Source organism: Citrobacter sp. KH_055_1, from assembly GCF_057838705.1.
The window spans coordinates 1,790,668-1,810,074 of sequence record NZ_CM174473.1 but is presented as its reverse complement, the minus strand read 5'-3'; the positions used below and the strand labels follow the sequence as shown (position 1 = coordinate 1,810,074).

Sequence of the window (19,407 nt, the reverse complement as noted above, 5' to 3'; positions counted from 1 at the left end):
AGGAATTACCTCGCGATATTTAGCGCCTTGCGCAAAATAAACGGACAAACAATTAAAAACGCATATTCCGGGCTAAATACTGAACCGGTAAAAAACAGCGACAGCGGCGTAAAAAGATAAAGCTGCACCTGATAATTCGGATTATCGCCAAACGCATTTAACATCATTTTCAGAACCTTTCCCATGTACCACACCGCCAATATCACAGCGAACCATGAGAAATAAATAATCAGCAGATACAAACCATTGTCTATTGTTTTCCCGACATCTGCACCGTTAAAGATTCCGAATGACGCTACATATTCATAAAGTGAGCCAAATCTGACTACGCCATCGATATTGAGTAATGAATAACCGACCATCACCAGCGGCCCCACAATACGGTAATACGATGACGACCCTTCCGTGCCTAAATCACCAAGTCGTGCGGCAATGTAGGGGAAAGCAAATATTACGCCAACCATAAACACGCTAAGTGAGATTATCGCCAGCGGTAACTTCTTTTTTATCGCTTCTTTGTTCAGATACTGAAACGCCCACTCCAGCAGGTAAAATAAAATAAAAGTCATTACCCCTGAAAACGATCCTGATAATATCACCCCTGCCAGAATCATAGCATCGGTCTTAGGCGTTTTGATACCAAACTGTTTGATGCTGAGCCAAATTGAGATTAATGCCAGAGCAAAGAATGCCGGTTCGAAATAAAGCGCGGTAGTTCGTTTACCACCAAATTTAATAAAGTTCAGAACATAACTGTTGCTGTAAATAAGATATTTCGAAATTGCTTCCATTAAACTGCTGCCACCGGTGAGAATAATCTGCGCCATCTCAACCGCAGCCAGCGCCACCACCAGCCCCACCACCAGCCAGAAAAAACGTAAAATCTTACGGTGGTTATGCGGGGAGACGGTTTTAAAGCGAATGCTCCAGACCATGCCAATAATGATCACCGTATAGACAAACAGCATGGTGGAGGTCACATATTTGCTGGCATCCAGCGACTGACCAAACAGGTAATTAAAGGCCGTCAGCCCACCGCCAATCCCCAGCGCAATCAGCAGTTTTTTGATATTGATACGCTCAACAAACAGCAACAACAGCAGCGGCAAAAACGTGACCACGGTGACCGGAAAACTTTCCCCCAACTGCACAAGCTTAACGTTGACCAGCAGGTACAGCAGCGGCAGCATCAAATAGCTACAGATTCTGATAGAACGAGACATAGTCCTCCAGCATCTGTTGGCCGCTGTAGGCGCTGCGGCTGCGCTGGCGAAAGGCCGCCAGCGACGTACCGAATACCGCCTGCGCGATCGCCGTTTTATTGCACTGCACCAGCTGCAGGACATCCTCTTCACTGAAGGTTTTGCCCCCCGATTTTGCCAGTACTTCCTGCGCAGCCTCACTGTGCGTGGCAATCACCGGTACGCCGATAGAAAGCGCTTCGCATAAAATCAGCGGGTAGTTATCCACTCGCGAGCTGAACACCAGTCCATCCATCAGGTTAAGCGCACTCATCAGTATGCGCTTGTCGGTTTCAAATCCATGATTGACCACGTTCGCGCCGCTAAACGGCGAGAATTTGCCGAAGGTATGCAGCTCTATTTTGTCGCCCAGCGCTATCATCTGTCGCACCAACTGTTGGTTGGTTTTGCCGTCATAGCGCAGGTCGTGAGCCACGATGGCGATTTTCGGCCGGCTGCGAGGCTCATCGTTTAGCGGCAAATCACTGAGAATGGCTTCGGTCGCGACATCGATCCCGTTGTTGATAATGGCGCAGCGCCCCGCACCGTACAGGCTGTTAAACGCGTCAGCCACATGCTGACTGGGGGAGATAAACTGACAACCCAGCGCCAGCATGGCGCGAAACATCTGGCGTTTGCCGGGCAGTTGTTGATGCGCTTTATCAACCTTAACCGGCGGATAATTACTCAGCGTCGGGCATTTCCGGCAGCCGGTTTTCCAGCCTTCGCAGCCGTCAGTAAACGCGCAGCGCCCGGTCACGCTCCAGTGATCGTGCAGCGTCCAGACAAAGGTGATATCCGGTTTATGCGCCTGCACCTTTTGACAAAACGTCACCACCTCTTCCAGATTCAGCCAGTAGCTGTGCAGCACGTGAAAATGCAGCACCAGCGGGCCTGCGGTACGGGTGACTGTACGATACAGATTGTCGAGATTGCCAAACAGGTCGCGGTTAGCGAAGCGAAACAGCGCAATATTCAGCGCCGACGTCAGGCGCGGCGTATGCTTGAACACCTGCGGATAGTGATGGTGGCTGAGGCTTTTCTTACCGCTTTTGCCGTAGCCATAAATGAAGCGCGACGACAGCCCATGCTCCAGCGCCCGCAGGTGTAAATCCATCGCCACCCCTGCCGCGCCGCCTTCTGCCAGTCGGACATTAAATTGCAGGATATTCATTTTACGTCCTTTACTCGCGCTTTCTCACCCACCACCAGCGTATTGTCCGGCACGCTGTCCACAACGACGCTGCCAGCACCAATCGTCACGTTATGACCAATGACGACATCGCCCAGCAAGGTGACATTGGCCCCCAACTCAACGCCGTTGCCGATCGTCGGACAGGCCAGATCGTTTGCGCCGAGGTTGCCGATGGTCACGCCATGACGCAGGGTAAAATCGTCCCCGGCCACCACGCGTTTGTTGATGACTACGCCATAGCCATGATGAATAGTAAAACGACGGCCGATAGTCGCAGCCGCCTGGATTTCATAGCCGAAAATACATTCGGTAATCAGGCGATACATCACCAGCACCGGTGCGGCCCACAGGTTATTCAGCACGTTTTTTTTGCGCCAGACAGAGCAAAAATGGGCGGCCCGATAGGCCATCACCATGCAGCACGGCCGCAGACTCCAGCTATTGGCGCGGATATCTTCCAGCATACTTAGCGCCCCCGTAGACCGTCGGCCAGGCGTTTACCATTACGCAGCGACAACAGGGTCAGTAACGTGCGCCAGTTCATGCGTTTGTTGCGGATCTGATACAGCGTAAACAGCTGATATTTTTTGCTGGCGCGGTCAAATTTGCCTTTGTGCTTACGGTAAAACTGGAAGTAACCGGAGAATTTTTTCGGCGATGAGGTAATGCGCATCTCGCCGTGATTCACATGTAGGATCTGCGTGGCTTCATTGACCTTCCATGGCTCGCCATAGGCCACCACCATGCGCAGAAAAATGTCGTAATCCTGTGCCGCTTTCAGCGAGGTATCAAACAGGCAGGCTTTGAACCGCCACGCCCAGGTAAAGACCTGATTGCCAATAATATTGCGTTTATAGAACCTTCGCCGTGAGTACACCGACTTGGGATACAGCGGCAGGCTGGCGGGCTGGGAATAGACTTCGCCTTCGCAGATATAATCATTGGCATACAGAAACGCCCGAGTGACCAGCTGATGGCGATCTTTTAGAAACACGCTCAGGCGATTCGGCGTCCACTCATCGTCGTCATCAATACCGGTAATATATTGCCCGCTGGCCTGCATAATGGCCTGATTGCGCACCGCACACGCCCCGGAATTAAAGGAATTATGGGTATAGGTGACGCGCGGATCGTTCAGCTCTTCTACATACTGCTTTAATTGTTCATACGCAGAGGAGCAGTCATCCACGATGATCATCTCCCAGTGCGGATAATCCTGACGCAGGACCGATTTAATCGCCCGGATCGCCAGTTGCTGACGATTCCAGGTCGGCATATAAATTGAAATGAGCGGGTTGTCTGTGGTCATTTTCATTCCCAGGGTATAAATATGTTTCTGTAGGCCGGATAAGGCGTTTACGCCGCATCCGGCAGGGTTGGTTATTTATTTCGAATCCGACGTGTATGCATATTCGTAGTAGCCGTAATCCTGATACCCGCTTGCGCGTCGGAAGATGGAGTTGAGGATCACGCCCTTAACCTGAATCCCGTTTTGCTCAAAGCGGCTCAGGCTGGTTTCCACCTCTTTCAGGGTGTTGACGGCATAACGAGCGACCATCAGCGTGGTGCCAACATGACGGCCAACAATGGCCGCGTCGGTCACCGCCAGAATGGGCGGGGTATCAATCAATACCAGGTCATAGCGCGCACTGGCCCAGGAAATCAGCTCGCCAAAACGCTCGCTCATCAGCAGTTCAGAAGGGTTGGGTGGCACCTGACCGCGCGGGACCAGATCGAAATGAGGAATAGACGTCGGTTTGGCGCAAGTGGCCATATCGCCCTTACCCACAAGGATGTCGGACAGACCGTTGACGTTATTGGTGCCCAGCAACTCATGCGTGTACCCTTTGCGCATATCGCAGTCGATCAGCAGCACGCGTTTATTGGTCTGGCTGATCACCGCCGCCAGGTTGGCACAGACAAAGGTTTTGCCAATTGATGGGCTGACGCCAGTGAGCATCAGCACATTATTACGCGCCTGCATCATGGCGAAGTGCAGGCTGGTGCGCAGGCTGCGCACCGCTTCTATCGCCAGATCCGTTGGGTTCCCCACCGCGAGCAGTTGGCTTTGCTTGTAACGTTTGATGCCTTTAATGGTCTGCACGTTATCACGCGCTTTTTGCCATTCCGACAGCGGAATACTGGCATACACGTTGATTCCCTGTTCTTCCAGCGCCTGCGGACTTTCGATACCGCGGTTGAACAGCGAACGCAGCAGCACGCCGACCACTGATAGCATCAGGCCTAGCAGAATACTGCCGAGAATAATCAGCGCAGTTTTCGGCTTCAGCACGCCGGGCTGAGCAATGGCCGGGTCGACAATACGCACATCCCCTACCGTGCTGGCTTCGGTTATCTTCAGCTCCTGCTGCTTGTTCAGCAACTGCATATAGACCTGCTGACCGGACTCCACATCGCGGGTCAAACGGACAATTTCCTGCTGCGTTTTTGGCATCGCCGTCACCCGGCCGTTCAGTTTGCCTTTCTCATCTTCCAGCGCCTGACGTTTTTCCAGCAGCGTGCGGTAAGCCGGATGCGCTTTGGTGAACAGCTTGGAGATTTCCGCCTCCTTGAACGTCAGTTCATTCAACTGGGCGTCAATGTTAACCATCGAATCCAGCACCGCTTTGGCTTCCAGCGGTAAATCGACTGAATCTTTATCCTGACGAAAGGCGTTCAGTTTGTTTTCGGCAACGTCCAGACGGTTACGCACCTCCGGCAACTGCCTGGCCAAAAATGCCAGGCTTTTGGCGGCCTCTTCGGATTTGCGTACGATGTTTTGTTCAAGGTAGTTACGGGTGATGCTGTCGAGAATTTGGCGGATCTGCTCGCGGTCCTCGCCGGTGAATGTCAGGCTCAAAACGCCGGTGTCTTTGCCGGTTTCCGTCACGCTGAGGTTATTTTGCAGGGCGTTTATCATGCCCAGCGTGGAATATTTGCTGACAGTAAAGGCGCTGCCAGCTGCAGCATGAATAGCGTTAACCTGCATCGTGACGCCGCCGTGGTTTAACGGCTGTCCAACCTGACCCTGGGCGCTAAAACCGCCGTCACTGATCAGCTGATAACTTTTATTATTCAGCACCTTAATGGTGAACGCTTGCTCATTCATTGCCTTTGGTAAGGTGAACGTCGTCACGTTAACCGTTTCGTTCTGGCGGCCCATCAGCCGGTCCCAACCCGCCCCAAACAGCGGGAACGTCTCCTTGGTGACGGCGATATCCAGATCCAGATCGTCCACCGTTTTCCCCAATACCAGCCGCGACTTAATCAGCTGAATTTCGGCTTCCGAGGCGGGTGGTTTATTCGATAACGCCGAGCCGATATCCTGCACCAGTGAATTGCCGGTGTTTTGCTCAATCTGCACCAGCGCATCGGCACTGTAGATAGGCGTGGCAAACAGCGTGTAAATGGCCGCGCACAGCGTAAAGGCCGCGGTAATACCCAGCACCCACCAGCGCGCTTCCAGCACCGTCCCGACCAGGCGACCGATATCAATTTCATCATTGCCGGTTGCTGACGCAGCAGACTGTTTTACGTTCTCTGTCATTGTTTTCCCTGCTCCGCGTTCAGTGCCTGAGCCCATTGGCGGGCAGACTGTTCAAGTAAGGCGTACACCGCGTCAAACGCATCCTGGCTTTTACGGTAAGGGTCAGGTATTTCGCGCTCACTGTCCCAGTGACCAAATAGCATCACCTTGCCGCGCATCTCCGGTGCCATATCACACAGCGCGGTAATGTGACGCTTCTCCATGGTGAGGATCAGGTCGTAATCCCGGCACATTTTTCCTGAGATTTGCCGCGCACAATGATTCTCCAGCGACAGGTTATGTGCCTGCGCCACGCTCACCGCACACGGGTCGGCTCCCTTGCCCACCAGCGCCCCGAGACCTGCAGAGGCGACCGTCAACGCCGGATGAAACTGCCTTAACAGGCGCTCTGCCGTTGGGGAACGGCAAATGTTCCCCACGCAGACAACTAAGATTTTGTTAAACATGTCGATTACCAGTTGTGAAGGTCGCTGGCCGTATCCGTCATATAACGAACACCGCTAATGGTCGGCAGCAACTGATTGATCAAACGGTTCCAGCGGGCGACCGGTGCGGTAGTGACATACACCACGTCGTAAGGCTGAAGGCGGAATTCCGTCGCCATCACCAGAGAGGTGGCATCGGACATATCGAGCTGATAAATATTGGCAATCTTGCCGTTGCGTGCGCCCTCGCCTTTCAATGGTCGAATGACGAAGATGCCGCTAGCATTGGAGGTGGTCAGGTCGATCCCTTCCGCATTGCCCAACGCTTCGGTTAGCGTCATACCGCTGAAGTCCATTTTGAGGGTGCTCTGTTTCTTCACTTCCCCCATTACGAAGACTTTCAGATCGTCGTTGCGTGGAACAAACAGGATGTCGCCTGGGTAAAGCAGTCGGTTCTGGCTGAGATCGCCATTTTGCATCAGTGCCTGCAGGGAAATTCGCTGCTCCTGACCGTTATGGGTCAGCACGACGTTACGCCAGTCCGCCGCCTCAGTCAGGCCGCCAGCGGCATTAATGGCGTCGAGAATGGTTAACGGTACGTTGGTAATGGCCTGCTGGCCGGATTTGTTCACCTGCCCGGAGACATAAGCCTTCTGCGAGCGGAAAGCGGCGATATTAACGTCCACCTGCGGGTCAGCAATGTACTTCGCTAAGCGCCCGGTAATATCACTGCGGATTTCTGCCAACGTTTTCCCGGACACGTTGACTTTGCCAATGTAGGGATAAAACATGGTGCCATCGGGCTGAACCCAGTTGCCGGCATCACTGGAGCTGCGGTATTGCCCCGCTGGCGTGGTCAGTTCCGGATGGTCCCAGACGGTCACATTCAGGACGTCGCCCGGGCCAACGCGATACTGGTAGCCGGAAATCTCCTGGTCCAGCGAAGTATTGGGTTGGGCGACGTTTGGACGTGGGCGTAATTGTTCTACCAGTCGGGGCGTCAGTGGATAAACATTCACCATACGGTCGAGATCGAAATCAGCGTCCTGCTGCTTAATCACGTCTTTACCCATCGTCGACATATTGCTGCCCGGTAGTACGGTACAACCGTTTATCAAGATCACCGACACCAGGACGGGTATCAATTTAATTTTGGATTTCATCATTGATTATTTATCACTTTGGCAGAGTCATTATCACGTGCTTTCTAAATGGCAGTTTCACCTGTTCACATTTACCTTGCCGTTAATTGAAAAGAAATTTAACTGGCATCAATCCTAAAAATATTGAATTCATCTTCGGTCTGTTGACTGAATAAATCAGGCTGTTCATCAGGCGGCCAGGCACGCTACCGCCCCTGGCTTTGTTAGCTACCAATGCACTGATTAATTTAAATTTTTACCTTCCCCTTTATTTTCGCCATACCCTTCTCCGCGTCACATCAGAAAATGCAGCACGGAGCAAGGAAGAAATAGGCTTCTTGTTATATACGGAAAGAATTGTTGCAGCTAAAGGAATAGCAGGCAAGATAACAACACCGCTACCTCTTGCTTTTAAGATTAATATTAAGAATGAAATTTGAATATTTTTAGGATTTTATTGATATTGACAGCGTTAATATAAAAAACAGACCACCTGCGATATTTCCTAAATATATGCCGCGTTAAAAAATTATTTCCTGCAGCAACATTAAGGCTATTTCTCGACTGACTGCCGGATATCAATAACAGAGAAATCCGTTCCCGGCATTGCATTTTTCGCTGGCTTTATCCATGATCGAATTGTGACAATTGTCATACAACTATGGGTATCATTTTTACTATGGAATGGATTGCCGATCCGTCAATCTGGGCCGGACTCGTCACGCTAATCGTGATCGAACTTGTTCTTGGCATTGATAATCTTGTTTTTATTGCCATCCTCGCGGAGAAATTACCTCCAGCCCAGCGGGACAAGGCGCGTATTACCGGGCTCCTGCTGGCGATGGTGATGCGTCTGCTGCTGCTGGCCTCAATCTCCTGGCTGGTCACGCTGACCACCCCGCTGTTTAGCATTCGGGATCTGAGCTTTAGCGCACGGGACCTGATCATGCTCTTCGGGGGCTTCTTCCTGCTGTTCAAAGCCACGATGGAGCTCAATGAGCGGCTGGAGGGGAAAGACAGCGATAACCCCACCCAGCGTAAAGGCGCGAAGTTTTGGGGCGTGGTCGCACAAATCGTGGTGCTGGATGCCATCTTCTCGCTCGACTCGGTGATCACCGCCGTCGGGATGGTCGATCATCTGGCCGTGATGATGGCCGCCGTCATTATTGCCATTAGCCTGATGGTGCTGGCCAGCAAGTCGTTGACCCGCTTTGTCAACAGCCACCCTACCATCGTTATTCTGTGTCTTAGCTTCCTGCTGATGATCGGCTTCAGCCTGGTCGCCGAAGGGTTTGGTTTCCGCATTCCAAAAGGCTACCTGTACGCGGCTATCGGCTTCTCGGTCATGATTGAGGCATTAAATCAGCTGGCCATCTTCAACCGCCGCCGTTTTCTGTCAGCCAATCATACCCTGCGCCAGCGTACCGCTGAGGCGGTGATGCGTCTGCTGAGTGGACAAAAAGAAGATGCCGAACTGGATGCTGAAACAGCAGCCATGCTGGCCGATCATCATGAAGGTCAGATTTTTGCCCCGCAGGAGCGCCGGATGATTGAACGTGTGCTGAATCTGAATCAGCGCACCGTCAGCAGCATTATGACCTCGCGCCATGATATTGAGCATATCGACCTTAACGCACCCGAAGCGGAGATCCGCGCCCTGCTGGAGAAAAACCAGCACACGCGTCTGGTGGTCACCGGAGAAGATGAGCAGGAAGAACTGCTCGGAGTGGTACACGTCATCGACCTGCTGCAACAGTCGCTGCGCGGCGAACCGCTCGATCTACGCGCCTTGATCCGCCAGCCGCTGGTATTCCCGGAGACCCTGCCGCTACTGCCGGCGCTGGAGCAGTTCCGTAATGCCCGCACCCACTTTGCGTTTGTGGCGGATGAGTTTGGTTCCGTAGAGGGACTTGTGACGCTGAGCGACGTGATGGAAACCATCGCCGGAAACCTGCCGAATGAAGTGGAAGAGATCGACGCCCGCCACGACATTCAGAAAAATGCTGACGGTTCATGGACGGCTAACGGGCATATGCCGCTGGAAGATCTGGTGCAATACGTCCCGATTCCCCTTGATGAGAAACGGGAATATCACACCATTGCCGGGCTGTTGATGGAATATTTGCAGCGTATACCGAAAACCGGGGAAGAAGTGCAGGTGGGCGACTATCGACTGAAAACGTTGCAGGTGGAAAACCACCGGGTGCAAAAGGTCCAGTTAATACCGCTGCACACTAATGACGAAGAGATGGATTACGAAGTGTAGGTGACGTGCCGGATGAGACGCTCTCGCGCCGTCATCCGGCATTATCCGTCAGAGTTTATCCAGCAGTTTTTTCACATCTTTGCCGCTACGGGACTCTTTGTTGCGATCGGCCCAGTCGTTCAGCCGACGTTTCGCTTCATCCTGTACATGCTTACGCAGCAGCTGGTCCACCTGCAGGTTATAGTTCAACGCCTGCCATGGCCCATAAATACGCAGCGGAACCGGCGTGGCTTTCAGGAAGTCAATCAGTTTGCTTTCCCCATCCCAGCCGCCCAACACACGCACGTTAAACTGCGTGTCACACGTCTGCTCAACCAGATCCAGCGTCCCTTTACCGGAAAGCGCTAACATGGAAGACAGCCCTTCCATCTCATCCAACGACACCTTGCCGTTATCCAGCGACAGCTCGGTGACAAAACGATCCAGTCGGGTCACGTTGTCCAGACTCTGCTGAGACTTCACGTCGCCGCCGCTGCGCTCAACGGCCTGCTGTACCAGCTGCTGGAAGTTCATCCCTTCCATGCGTGTGTCGCTCATATCAACATGGGCCTGCCCTTGCCAGCTGTGACGGAACGCCTGCGCGTCAATATCAGAACCGGAAAAATCGCCCGCCAGCGACAGCTTGCCGGTAAGCGCAATCGGATAGTTAAAGGCTTTCAGGATGGTACCGATTTCGACGTTTTCCAGACGCGGATGAAAGACTGCGTGCGGCTGCGCCTTTCTGGCATCCAACTTGCCGGGAAGCGAAATCAGCCCACCCTCACTCGTCCCCTGCAATTCAGTGATACTCAGCAAGCCTGACTGATTCGCCATTTTGGCTGAAACGTTATCAAAGGCCATTTTACGCCACAGAACTTTGTCTGCCTGTAGCGCAATATCTGCGGAAAAACCCCTGAGCCCCTGATACGACACGGCATCGACCTGGGACGCAATCACCGGTCGAGCGAGCGTTGACTGGCTTTGCCCCTGTTGCACCTCGCCGCTCGTTGCCGCCGCGGCGTCGCGTTGCACCAGCAAGTTATCCAGATTGAGCAGACCAAAGCGCAGATCGACGCTCCAGTCCGGTTTATCAGATAGCGACACACGGGCTTGCCCGGACAGTGTGCTGTCGTTGGCCGTCAACGCAATCTGGTTAAACGCGAGCTGTTTATTCTCTTCCTGCCACTGAACCTGCAGCTTACCCTGCCCCTGAATCCCCTGCTGTGGCAAATCGGCGCCCTGTAACTGCCAACTGAGCTTCTCGATATTGGCCGCCAGGTTATGCGGGTAGTCAGACGCATCAACGCTACCGTTAAAGGCTAAGGCCAGATCGCGCTGATCGCGGTTTACGCGACCAGAGAAGTCAAAGGTACCGCGATGCTGGGTGTCCTGTTCCATTTCCAGGTGAATGTCGCGAACCGTAATCTGTTCATCGTCTTCATGCTGGAATACCAGCACGCTGTCGGCAACGCGCAGACGCGCGATGTCAAACGACCATCCACGGTCTTCGGCGACATCGGGCAACGTATTGTCTTTCGGGGCAATGGGCGCATCTTCGCCACGCACCGCTTCGGTCTGCGGCGTCAGCTGAATAACAGCACCTTTGAGCATCACCTGCTTCACACTGAGCTGGTGGCTCAACAGCGGCCATAACGCGACGTCCAGACGCATATTGTCGGCACGAACCAGCGGTTCGCTGGCCCCTTCAGCCGTTAACACCATGCGTCCAGAGAGGATGCTAAGCTGGGGCCAAACGTGCCAACGCAGTGGGCCGTCCAGTTGCAATTGATATCCGCTACGTGCAGCAACCTGCTTCACCATATACGCGCGAAAATCATTGGGATTCACCAACATTACTAACGCAGAAAAACCGGCCACCAGCACGACCAGGAGAATCATCAGCGTCGTCAGAAATCGTCTCATGCTATCCCCAAAGGACTGAAAATAAATCAGTCTTTATCAATCCGGCTGGCTACTGCACCCTGCTGGTCGCGATACTTCGCATCCTGGCGGCGATTGTAGGGACGCGCAGCCGGACCGGAGAGCGGTTCAAAACTCAGCGCACCAATCGGCATGCCCGGACGCAAGGCCAGCGGTAATTTCCCGGAGTTATAAAATTCCAGCACAATGCACCCTGACCAGCCCGGATCGATACGGTGCGCGGTCACGTGAACCATCAGGCCCAGACGCGCCAGCGACGAACGGCCGTCTAACCAGCCAACCAAATCTGCCGGAAGCGTGACGGATTCAAAGGTTACGGCCAACGCTAACTCGCCGGGATGCAGGAAAAATGCTTCGCCTTCGGCAAGGACAATTTCATCACTCATCACGCGATCCAGCGCGGCGCTAACTTCATCCTTCGGCCCGCTCAAATCGATATACGCTGCCGTATGACCGCGGAACGTACGAAATTTATTGCCAAGACGCACATCTACTGTTGCGCCATTAATACGCTCGACAGGAGGACGTGGATTGATCGACAGACGACCTGCATCCAACCAGGCTTCAATATCTCGGTCACATAAACGCATGGCACTTTCTCCTTTCGTGCTTCAACCCCTTAACGCCAGGTGCGTTAAGGGTGAACCAGGTTATTACTGAACGGTACACAATTCGCTGAACTTATTCAAAGAACTGACTGATTTTCGCCTTCAGAATATCGATGGCAATGCGGTTTTTACCCCCGCGCGGCACGATGATATCGGCGTATTGTTTTGAGGGTTCAATAAATTGCAGGAACATTGGACGCACAGTTTTCTGGTATTGCGCCATCACCGAATCCATCGAGCGGCCGCGCTCGTTGACGTCCCGCTTGATACGGCGCATCAGACAAATGTCGAGCGGGGTATCTACAAAAATAGAAAAATTCATCTCGTCACGCAAACGTGCATCCGTCAGCAGCAAAATGCCTTCGAGGATAATCACTTTTTTGGGTTCAATATGAATAGTCTCTTGCGTACGCGTGTGTTCAACATAGCTGTAGACGGGTAATTCAATCGCCGAGCCGCGTTTCAGCGTTTGCAGATGCTGGAACAGCAGGCTGTGATCCATCGCGTTCGGATGGTCGTAGTTGGTTTTTACACGTTCTTCCATCGACAGATGGCTTTGATCTTTGTAATAACTGTCTTCGGGAATAACGCCAATATGTTCGTCACCCACTTGTTCACGCAATTCGCGATAGAGAGTACTGGCAATAAGACTCTTGCCGGAAGCCGATGCGCCGGCAATGCCGATAATGACGCACTGATGAGACTGATCAGTCATAAATTTAGCGACCTGATTAACCTGGATGTTAGGAAGGGGGCGTCGAAACGCCAAACGCGGCAATTATAGGGATTTCAGCGGCGCGACGCCAGCCCAGGCTGCACCAATGCAGTCCCTGTCGCAAATTAAAATGGTCAGTTTTAAAGCAGGCACAAAATTTATTCACCCACCTTAGGAATTAATAGCTTGAGAGTGTTATTTTATGAGCAGCTGGCGTATTAATTGTAAAATGTTTGTACTAGCATAATCACAGATTAAACATGATGCTTCCGGCATCTTCGCCACGGCGACATCGGCTATTCGGGTAAAGCGGTAATGAGTAAACCATCCCAACATGTTTTAGTTACCTTACCGCATCCTCTACTGCGCCTGGCCAGTTTAGGTCTGGTGGCGTTCATCTTTACGTTGTTCTCGCTGGAGCTGTCCCGTTACGGTACGCAGCTGGCGCCGCTGTGGTTCCCGACCTCAATTATGATGGTGGCTTTTTACCGTCATGCAGGAAAGATGTGGCCGGGGATCGCGCTGGCATGCTCCTTGGGCAGCATCGGTGCCTCTTTGTTGTTCTTCCCGACCGACACGCTGAATTTCACCTACACTGCCATCAATATTATTGAGGCCGTTGCGGGCGCCATGTTATTGCGCAGGCTGTTGCCCTGGTACAATCCCTTACAAAATCTTAACGACTGGGCGCGTCTGGCATTCGGTAGTGCCGTGGTCCCACCGCTGCTGGGCGGTTTTTTGATGTGGCTGCTGCTTCCAGGTGAAACGTCGTTAAATACGTTTCTAATTTGGGTGCTTTCAGAATCCATCGGCGCGCTCGCGCTGGTACCGTTAGGTTTGCTGTTTAAGCCGCACTATCTGCTGCGTCACCGCGATCCCCGTTTATTGCTGGAAACGCTCATCACCCTACTGGTAACTTTAGCGTTCAGCTGGCTGTCGATGATGTATCTTCCATGGCCGTTTACCTGCGTGATCGTTTTGCTGATGTGGAGTGCCGTGCGTCTGCCGCGCATGGAAGCGTTTCTGATTTTCCTCAGCACCGTAATGATGGTCTCGCTAATGCTGGCCGCCGACCCTTCACTGCTCTCCACCTCGAAAACGTTTGTCATGTCCAGCATGCCGTGGCTGCCGTTTTTGATGATTCTGTTACCGGCAAACATGATGACCATGGTCATGTACGCGTTTCGTGCCGAACGTAAACACATTTCAGAGAGCGAAACGCGTTTTCGCAACGCCATGGAATACTCCGCTATCGGCATGGCGCTGGTGGGCACCGAGGGGCAATGGCTACAGGCCAATAAAGCCTTGTGTCATTTTCTGGGTTACAGCCAGGAAGAGCTGCGCTCGCTGACCTTCCAGCAGTTAACCTGGCCGGAAGATCTGAATAACGACCTTGAGCAGTTGCAAATGCTGTCGCGCGGTGAAATCAATAGTTATTCAATGGAAAAACGCTATTACACCCGCGCAGGCGAGGTGGTCTGGGCACTGCTGGCCGTTTCACTGGTACGTCATAGCGATAACACTCCGCTCTACTTTATTGCCCAGGTTGAGGACATTAACGACCTGAAACACACGGAGTGGATCAATAAGCGGTTAATGGAACGTATTACGCTGGCGAATGAAGCAGGCGGCATTGGCATCTGGGAATGGGAATTGCAGCCTGACGTAATCAGCTGGGATAAGCGCATGTTCGATCTTTATGAGGTCCCTGCGCACATCAAACCCAGTTGGCAAGTCTGGTATGACTGCGTGGTCCCTGAAGATCGCGAACATGCCGAAAGCGTGATTCGCGATTCGCTGGCGGCACGTGTTCCTTTCAAACTTGAATTCCGCATTGCGGTCAAAGACGGCATTCGGCATATCCGCTCGTTGGCTAACCGGGTGCTGAATAAAGACGGCGAAGTGGAACGTTTGCTCGGTATCAATCTCGACATGACCGAAGTGAAGCAACTCCACGAGGCGCTGTATCAGGAAAAAGAGCGTTTGCATATTACGCTGGATTCCATCGGTGAAGCGGTGATTTGTATCGACGTCGACCTGAAAATCACCTTTATGAATCCGGTGGCCGAGAAAATGAGCGGCTGGTCGCAAGAGAGCGCATTAGGGATCCCGTTGCTCACGGTGCTGCGTATTACTTTCGGTGATAACGGCCCGCTAATGGAAAATATCTACAGCGCCGACATGTCGCGCACGGCTATTGAGCAAGAAGTGGTCCTGCATTGTCGTAACGGCACCAGCTACGATATTCAGTACAGTATCACGCCGCTCAGCACCCTCGACGGCGGTAGCATTGGCTCCGTGTTGGTGATTCAGGATGTCACCGAATCACGCAAGATGTTGCGTCAACTCAGTTACAGCGCATCGCATGATGACCTCACGCATCTGGCCAACCGGGTCAGCTTCGAAAACCATCTGAAACAATTGCTGCATACGGTACACAACTCCCATCAGCGTCACGCGCTGGTCTTCATCGATCTGGATCGTTTTAAAGCCGTCAACGATAGCGCCGGTCATACGGCGGGAGATGCCTTGCTGCGCGAGCTGTCTTCTCTGATGCTGAGCATGCTGCGCACCAGCGATGTGCTGGCGCGTCTTGGCGGCGATGAGTTCGGCTTGCTGCTGCCAGATTGTAATATCGAAAGTGCCCGGTTTATCGCGGGTCGCGTCATTAGCGCCATCAATGATTACCACTTTACATGGGAAGGCCGTTTACACCGTATTGGCGCCAGTGCCGGGATCACGCTAATTGATGACAAAAATCGTATCGCCACCGAGGTAATGTCGCAGGCAGATATTGCCTGCTACGCGGCCAAAAATAGCGGACGTGGGCGGGTATGCGTCTATGAACCCCAGCAGAGCCAGATGCATGCGACGCGAGGGATACTATCACCCGATGAACAACGCAACATCATTACCCATAACCCAATATTGATGATCGCCCACGGCGTCGCGTCTCCACGGGTTCCTGAGACCTTTAGCTTCTGGCTGTTGTCGCTGCGCTTATGGAACAGCGAAGGCGACGTCATTGAGGAGCAGGCTTTCCGCGCCGGTCTGGTCGATCCTGCACTCAATCATGCTCTCGACCGTCGGGTCTTTACTGAATTTTTCCAGCATTCTGCCTCCGCTGTTGCCGGTAAAGGGCTTAGCGTTGCCCTGCCCCTTTCCGCCGCCGGGTTGCTCAATCCCGTGCTGGTTGATGAACTGCTGGCATTGATGGAAAACAGTCCGCTTCCGCCTCGTTTATTGCATCTGAGCATACCGGTAGACGTGATGAAAACGCATCCAGCGCAGGCCATGCCCGCCATGCAACGATTACGCCAGGCGGGTTGTCGCATTATTTTAAGCCAGGTCGGTCGCGATTTAGAGGTCTTTGACAATCTCAAGTATCACGTCGCTGATTACCTGTTACTTGACAGCGAACTGAGCGCCAGCGCGCACGGCAATCTGACGGACGAAATGTGGGTTTCCATTATTCAGAGCCACGCACAACGTCTGGATATCAAAACTATCGCTGGACCGGTAAACATGCCGCTGATTATGGATGCCCTGTCAGGCATCGGTATTGATATGATTTTTGGCGATATTATTGCCGACGCCCAACCGCTGGAGTTGCTACTCAACACCAGCAATTTCGCCATCAACTGATGGTTGCCAGCCTTCCGTATACCAGATATGCAGTAGCGCGTAGGAACGCCAGGGCTTCCAGCGCTCTGCGTAGCGCCGGATTTGCGCCGGCGTCATGCCTGGAAAACGCTGTTTAATCAAGTAATCATCGGGAAGAAAAATGTCCTTCGCCTGCCACCCGCGCAGCGCGAAGTAATTGGCCGTCCAGCGCCCAATGCCTGGAAACGTTTGTAACTGCTTCACCCCCTGCTCGATATCAGGCGGGGCAACAGGCTTAAGCGTGCCATCCAGCGCCGCCCGGGCAAGGTGAATCAGCGCTTCCGCACGTTTAAGCGGCATGCCCAGCGCTTTCAGCTCCAGCGGTTGTGCGGCGGCCAGCGCCTCAGGGGTAGGAAAGCACACGTACTCTGGTGCGTCTGCAAGCCTATCGCCATACAGATGCACCACCTTCGCCGTCAGTTTTGCCGCCATCGCCACGCTGACCAACTGACCTAAAATCGCGCGAACGCCCTGTTCGAACGCATCAACCGATCCCGGTAGACGCAATCCAGGGCGTGCGGCTCCCAGACGCCCCAACGCGCTGACAATGTGCTGCGGACAGCAGTTCAGATCGAACAACTGCGCCATTTTGGCCAGACACTCGCGGGCAACGGGCTGAAGTCCCGGGCTTAACGTTACCTGCAGCACGTTGGCCTCCAGATCCGGGGCAACACTCACCACCCCACGATGCTGGCCAATCGCCAGGCTTCTTGCATACGTCAATGTGCCTACAGTTTCTACGCCATCCACGGCACGGTCAGCGAGAAACCCCAGCATCCAGGGCCAGTCATAGGGCGATTGCCAGTTCAGTGTATACATGTCCGCGTCCTTTTTTTTACCAGCCTACAGCATAAATGCTATTCCGCCGATGCGCCTTGCTTTCATATTCCAGTTGTCGGGACGACAACATTTCGCTAAAGTCTCGCCCCTTCTTGACTGCCCTGGGGAGCTTTACGGTGTTTATTGGTTTTGACTATGGTACGGCGAACTGTTCAGTGGCCGTCATGCGTGACGGGCAGCCGCAATTGCTCAAAATGGAAAATGACAGCACGCTACTGCCCTCCATGCTGTGCGCCCCGACGCGTGAAGCGGTCAGCGAGTGGCTGTATCGCCATCATGATGTCCCGGCAACGGATGACGAAACGCAGGCATTACTGCGTCGTGCGGTGCGCTTTAATCGCGAAGAAGACATCGATGTGAACGCCAATAGCGTGCAGTTTGGTCTGGCATCACTGGGCCAATATATTGATGACCCGGAAGAAGTCTACTTCGTTAAATCACCAAAATCGTTTTTAGGTGCCAGCGGCCTGAAACCGCAGCAGGTTGCGCTATTTGAAGACTTAGTCTGCGCGATGATGCTGCACATCCGCAACCAGGCACAAAACCAGCTACCCGAAGCGATCACCCAGGCCGTTATCGGTCGTCCGATCAACTTCCAGGGGTTAGGCGGCGACGACGCCAACGCCCAGGCACAAGGTATTCTTGAGCGTGCGGCCAAACGCGCCGGTTTCCAGGATGTGGTGTTTCAGTACGAGCCGGTCGCGGCGGGACTGGATTATGAAGCCACGCTGCAAGACGAGAAACGCGTACTGGTGGTGGACATCGGCGGTGGTACCACCGACTGCTCGTTGCTGCTAATGGGCCCGCAGTGGCATCAGCGCGCCGATCGCGAGACCAGCCTGTTAGGTCACAGTGGCTGTCGCGTAGGCGGTAACGATCTGGACATCGCGCTGGCCTTTAAACACCTGATGCCATTGCTCGGCATGGGAGGCGAAACCGAAAAAGGCATCGCCTTACCTATTCTGCCGTGGTGGAACGCCATCGCCATTAACGACGTTCCTGCCCAAAGTGATTTTTACAGTACCGCCAACGGACGCTTGTTAAACGATCTGATCCGCGACGCGAAAGAAGCCGATAAAGTCGCTCTGCTGCTCAAAGTCTGGCGCGAGCGTCTGAGCTACCGGCTGGTACGCAGCGCTGAAGAAAGCAAAATTACGCTTTCCACACAGGCAAACGTCACGGCGGCGCTGCCATTTATCAGTGATGAACTGGCAACGGCAATCAGCCAACAGGGGCTGGAGACGGCGCTCAATCAGCCACTGGCGCGCATTCTGGAGCAGGTGCAGCTGGCGCTGGATAATGCCCAGGAAAAACCGGATGTTATTTATTTGACCGGTGGCAGTGCACGCTCACCGCTTATCAAAAAAGCCCTCTCCGAACAGCTGCCGGGGATCCCTATCGCCGGTGGCGATGATTTCGGCTCGGTGACTGCCGGTCTGGCACGCTGGGCAGAAGTGGTTTTCCGCTAAGCGGCTCGCAGGCTGAAAAGTGTGCGTATTGACATCATCGTGACTGTGGCTTATGGTCAGGAGTGAGGGTTAGGGAGGGTTTCCCCTCCCCTGGTGTCTTAGTAAGCCGCGAAGCTAATCACTAAGAGTATCACCAGTATGATGACGTACTTCATCATAACCCTTTCCTTATTTTGGCCCCTTCCTCGGGAGGGGCTTTCCCGTTTCAGCGTCCGGCTGAAATCTCTGGCTGACCTCCTTTTGCCTTGTCCGCACTCTAGCGCACTCTTTCGCGTTGGCGATTTTCACCGCCCATTGTTGCGTAACGCCTCGCAAAGCCGCGCCGCCATTCAGACGAATCCCGACAGTGTTTCATAATTCCTCCATCTTTCGCCCT

The 19,407-nt window shown here is 53.3% G+C and carries 15 protein-coding genes; 3 read left to right on the top strand and 12 right to left on the bottom strand.

Annotated features, from left to right (window positions below):
• Positions 1 to 5: 5 nt before the first annotated feature.
• From wcaD to AC3ITF_RS08310, 7 genes are all read right to left on the bottom strand, one after another.
• The gene (gene wcaD / locus AC3ITF_RS08340) at positions 6 to 1,223 is read right to left on the bottom strand and encodes a colanic acid polymerase WcaD (RefSeq protein ID WP_135911806.1); all 1,218 of its coding nucleotides are present in this window, start codon (positions 1,221 to 1,223) and stop codon (positions 6 to 8) included.
• Positions 1,198 to 2,415 (bottom strand): colanic acid biosynthesis glycosyltransferase WcaC, encoded by a 1,218-nt coding sequence (gene wcaC, locus AC3ITF_RS08335; RefSeq protein ID WP_146716988.1) that lies wholly within the window; start codon positions 2,413 to 2,415, stop codon positions 1,198 to 1,200. Before wcaC ends, wcaD begins: the two co-directional genes overlap by 26 nt.
• Positions 2,412 to 2,900: a colanic acid biosynthesis acetyltransferase WcaB gene (gene wcaB / locus AC3ITF_RS08330; RefSeq protein WP_137399504.1), complete on the bottom strand. Its 489-nt coding sequence runs from the start codon at positions 2,898 to 2,900 to the stop codon at positions 2,412 to 2,414. Before wcaB ends, wcaC begins: the two co-directional genes overlap by 4 nt.
• Before the next feature lie 2 nt (positions 2,901 to 2,902).
• A complete protein-coding gene (gene wcaA / locus AC3ITF_RS08325) occupies positions 2,903 to 3,745 on the bottom strand; it encodes a colanic acid biosynthesis glycosyltransferase WcaA (RefSeq protein WP_489176312.1) in 843 nt (280 codons plus the stop codon).
• 75 nt (positions 3,746 to 3,820) lie between these two features.
• Complete coding sequence (gene wzc / locus AC3ITF_RS08320; protein WP_489176311.1) at positions 3,821 to 5,983, bottom strand: tyrosine-protein kinase Wzc; 2,163 nt, start codon at positions 5,981 to 5,983, stop codon at positions 3,821 to 3,823.
• Positions 5,980 to 6,429, bottom strand: a complete 450-nt coding sequence (wzb, locus tag AC3ITF_RS08315; RefSeq protein WP_096756580.1) for a low molecular weight protein-tyrosine-phosphatase Wzb — start codon at positions 6,427 to 6,429, stop codon at positions 5,980 to 5,982. The genes wzc and wzb overlap by 4 nt, the downstream gene beginning before the upstream one ends.
• A 5-nt stretch (positions 6,430 to 6,434) precedes the next feature.
• Positions 6,435 to 7,574 (bottom strand): polysaccharide export protein, encoded by a 1,140-nt coding sequence (locus tag AC3ITF_RS08310; RefSeq protein ID WP_096756579.1) that lies wholly within the window; start codon positions 7,572 to 7,574, stop codon positions 6,435 to 6,437.
• A 655-nt stretch (positions 7,575 to 8,229) separates the two neighbouring features.
• Here AC3ITF_RS08310 and AC3ITF_RS08305 point away from each other — a divergent pair.
• Entirely contained in the window at positions 8,230 to 9,816 is a 1,587-nt protein-coding gene (locus tag AC3ITF_RS08305) for a TerC family protein (protein WP_115259923.1), read from the top strand.
• A gap of 48 nt (positions 9,817 to 9,864) precedes the next feature.
• Here AC3ITF_RS08305 and asmA read toward each other — a convergent pair whose 3' ends face one another.
• The 3 genes from asmA to udk form a co-directional block, all read right to left on the bottom strand.
• A complete protein-coding gene (gene asmA / locus AC3ITF_RS08300) occupies positions 9,865 to 11,718 on the bottom strand; it encodes an outer membrane assembly protein AsmA (RefSeq protein WP_297711841.1) in 1,854 nt (617 codons plus the stop codon).
• A 26-nt stretch (positions 11,719 to 11,744) separates the two neighbouring features.
• Positions 11,745 to 12,326: a dCTP deaminase gene (dcd, locus tag AC3ITF_RS08295; protein ID WP_096756576.1), complete on the bottom strand. Its 582-nt coding sequence runs from the start codon at positions 12,324 to 12,326 to the stop codon at positions 11,745 to 11,747.
• Between the two features lie 91 nt (positions 12,327 to 12,417).
• Positions 12,418 to 13,059, bottom strand: a complete 642-nt coding sequence (udk, locus tag AC3ITF_RS08290) for a uridine kinase (protein ID WP_005128328.1) — start codon at positions 13,057 to 13,059, stop codon at positions 12,418 to 12,420.
• 315 nt (positions 13,060 to 13,374) lie between these two features.
• Here udk and AC3ITF_RS08285 point away from each other — a divergent pair, with 315 nt between their 5' ends.
• Positions 13,375 to 16,704: a diguanylate cyclase gene (locus tag AC3ITF_RS08285; RefSeq protein WP_489176310.1), complete on the top strand. Its 3,330-nt coding sequence runs from the start codon at positions 13,375 to 13,377 to the stop codon at positions 16,702 to 16,704.
• On the opposite strand, the gene alkA is transcribed toward AC3ITF_RS08285, so the two are convergent.
• Positions 16,672 to 17,541, bottom strand: a complete 870-nt coding sequence (gene alkA, locus AC3ITF_RS08280) for a DNA-3-methyladenine glycosylase 2 (RefSeq protein ID WP_181491196.1) — start codon at positions 17,539 to 17,541, stop codon at positions 16,672 to 16,674. The genes AC3ITF_RS08285 and alkA overlap by 33 nt on opposite strands.
• A gap of 137 nt (positions 17,542 to 17,678) precedes the next feature.
• On the opposite strand from alkA, the gene yegD reads away from it, so the two are divergent.
• A complete protein-coding gene (yegD, locus tag AC3ITF_RS08275; protein WP_181491195.1) occupies positions 17,679 to 19,031 on the top strand; it encodes a molecular chaperone in 1,353 nt (450 codons plus the stop codon).
• A gap of 98 nt (positions 19,032 to 19,129) precedes the next feature.
• On the opposite strand, the gene AC3ITF_RS08270 is transcribed toward yegD, so the two are convergent.
• The gene (locus AC3ITF_RS08270) at positions 19,130 to 19,189 is read right to left on the bottom strand and encodes a type I toxin-antitoxin system Ibs family toxin (protein ID WP_101741518.1); all 60 of its coding nucleotides are present in this window, start codon (positions 19,187 to 19,189) and stop codon (positions 19,130 to 19,132) included.
• Between the last annotated feature and the right edge of the window lie 218 nt (positions 19,190 to 19,407).

What these genes read in the sequence shown, in the direction of transcription:
- wzb (WP_096756580.1), bottom strand. Translation starts at nt 6,429, where the DNA reads ATGTTTAACAAAATCTTAGTTGTCTGCGTGGGGAACATTTGCCGTTCC.
- wcaB (WP_137399504.1), bottom strand. Translation starts at nt 2,900, where the DNA reads ATGCTGGAAGATATCCGCGCCAATAGCTGGAGTCTGCGGCCGTGCTGC.
- AC3ITF_RS08305 (WP_115259923.1), top strand. Translation starts at nt 8,230, where the DNA reads ATGGAATGGATTGCCGATCCGTCAATCTGGGCCGGACTCGTCACGCTA.
- wcaA (WP_489176312.1), bottom strand. Translation starts at nt 3,745, where the DNA reads ATGACCACAGACAACCCGCTCATTTCAATTTATATGCCGACCTGGAAT.
- wzc (WP_489176311.1), bottom strand. Translation starts at nt 5,983, where the DNA reads ATGACAGAGAACGTAAAACAGTCTGCTGCGTCAGCAACCGGCAATGAT.
- dcd (WP_096756576.1), bottom strand. Translation starts at nt 12,326, where the DNA reads ATGCGTTTATGTGACCGAGATATTGAAGCCTGGTTGGATGCAGGTCGT.
- AC3ITF_RS08285 (WP_489176310.1), top strand. Translation starts at nt 13,375, where the DNA reads ATGAGTAAACCATCCCAACATGTTTTAGTTACCTTACCGCATCCTCTA.
- wcaC (WP_146716988.1), bottom strand. Translation starts at nt 2,415, where the DNA reads ATGAATATCCTGCAATTTAATGTCCGACTGGCAGAAGGCGGCGCGGCA.
- alkA (WP_181491196.1), bottom strand. Translation starts at nt 17,541, where the DNA reads ATGTATACACTGAACTGGCAATCGCCCTATGACTGGCCCTGGATGCTG.
- asmA (WP_297711841.1), bottom strand. Translation starts at nt 11,718, where the DNA reads ATGAGACGATTTCTGACGACGCTGATGATTCTCCTGGTCGTGCTGGTG.
- AC3ITF_RS08310 (WP_096756579.1), bottom strand. Translation starts at nt 7,574, where the DNA reads ATGATGAAATCCAAAATTAAATTGATACCCGTCCTGGTGTCGGTGATC.
- udk (WP_005128328.1), bottom strand. Translation starts at nt 13,059, where the DNA reads ATGACTGATCAGTCTCATCAGTGCGTCATTATCGGCATTGCCGGCGCA.
- wcaD (WP_135911806.1), bottom strand. Translation starts at nt 1,223, where the DNA reads ATGTCTCGTTCTATCAGAATCTGTAGCTATTTGATGCTGCCGCTGCTG.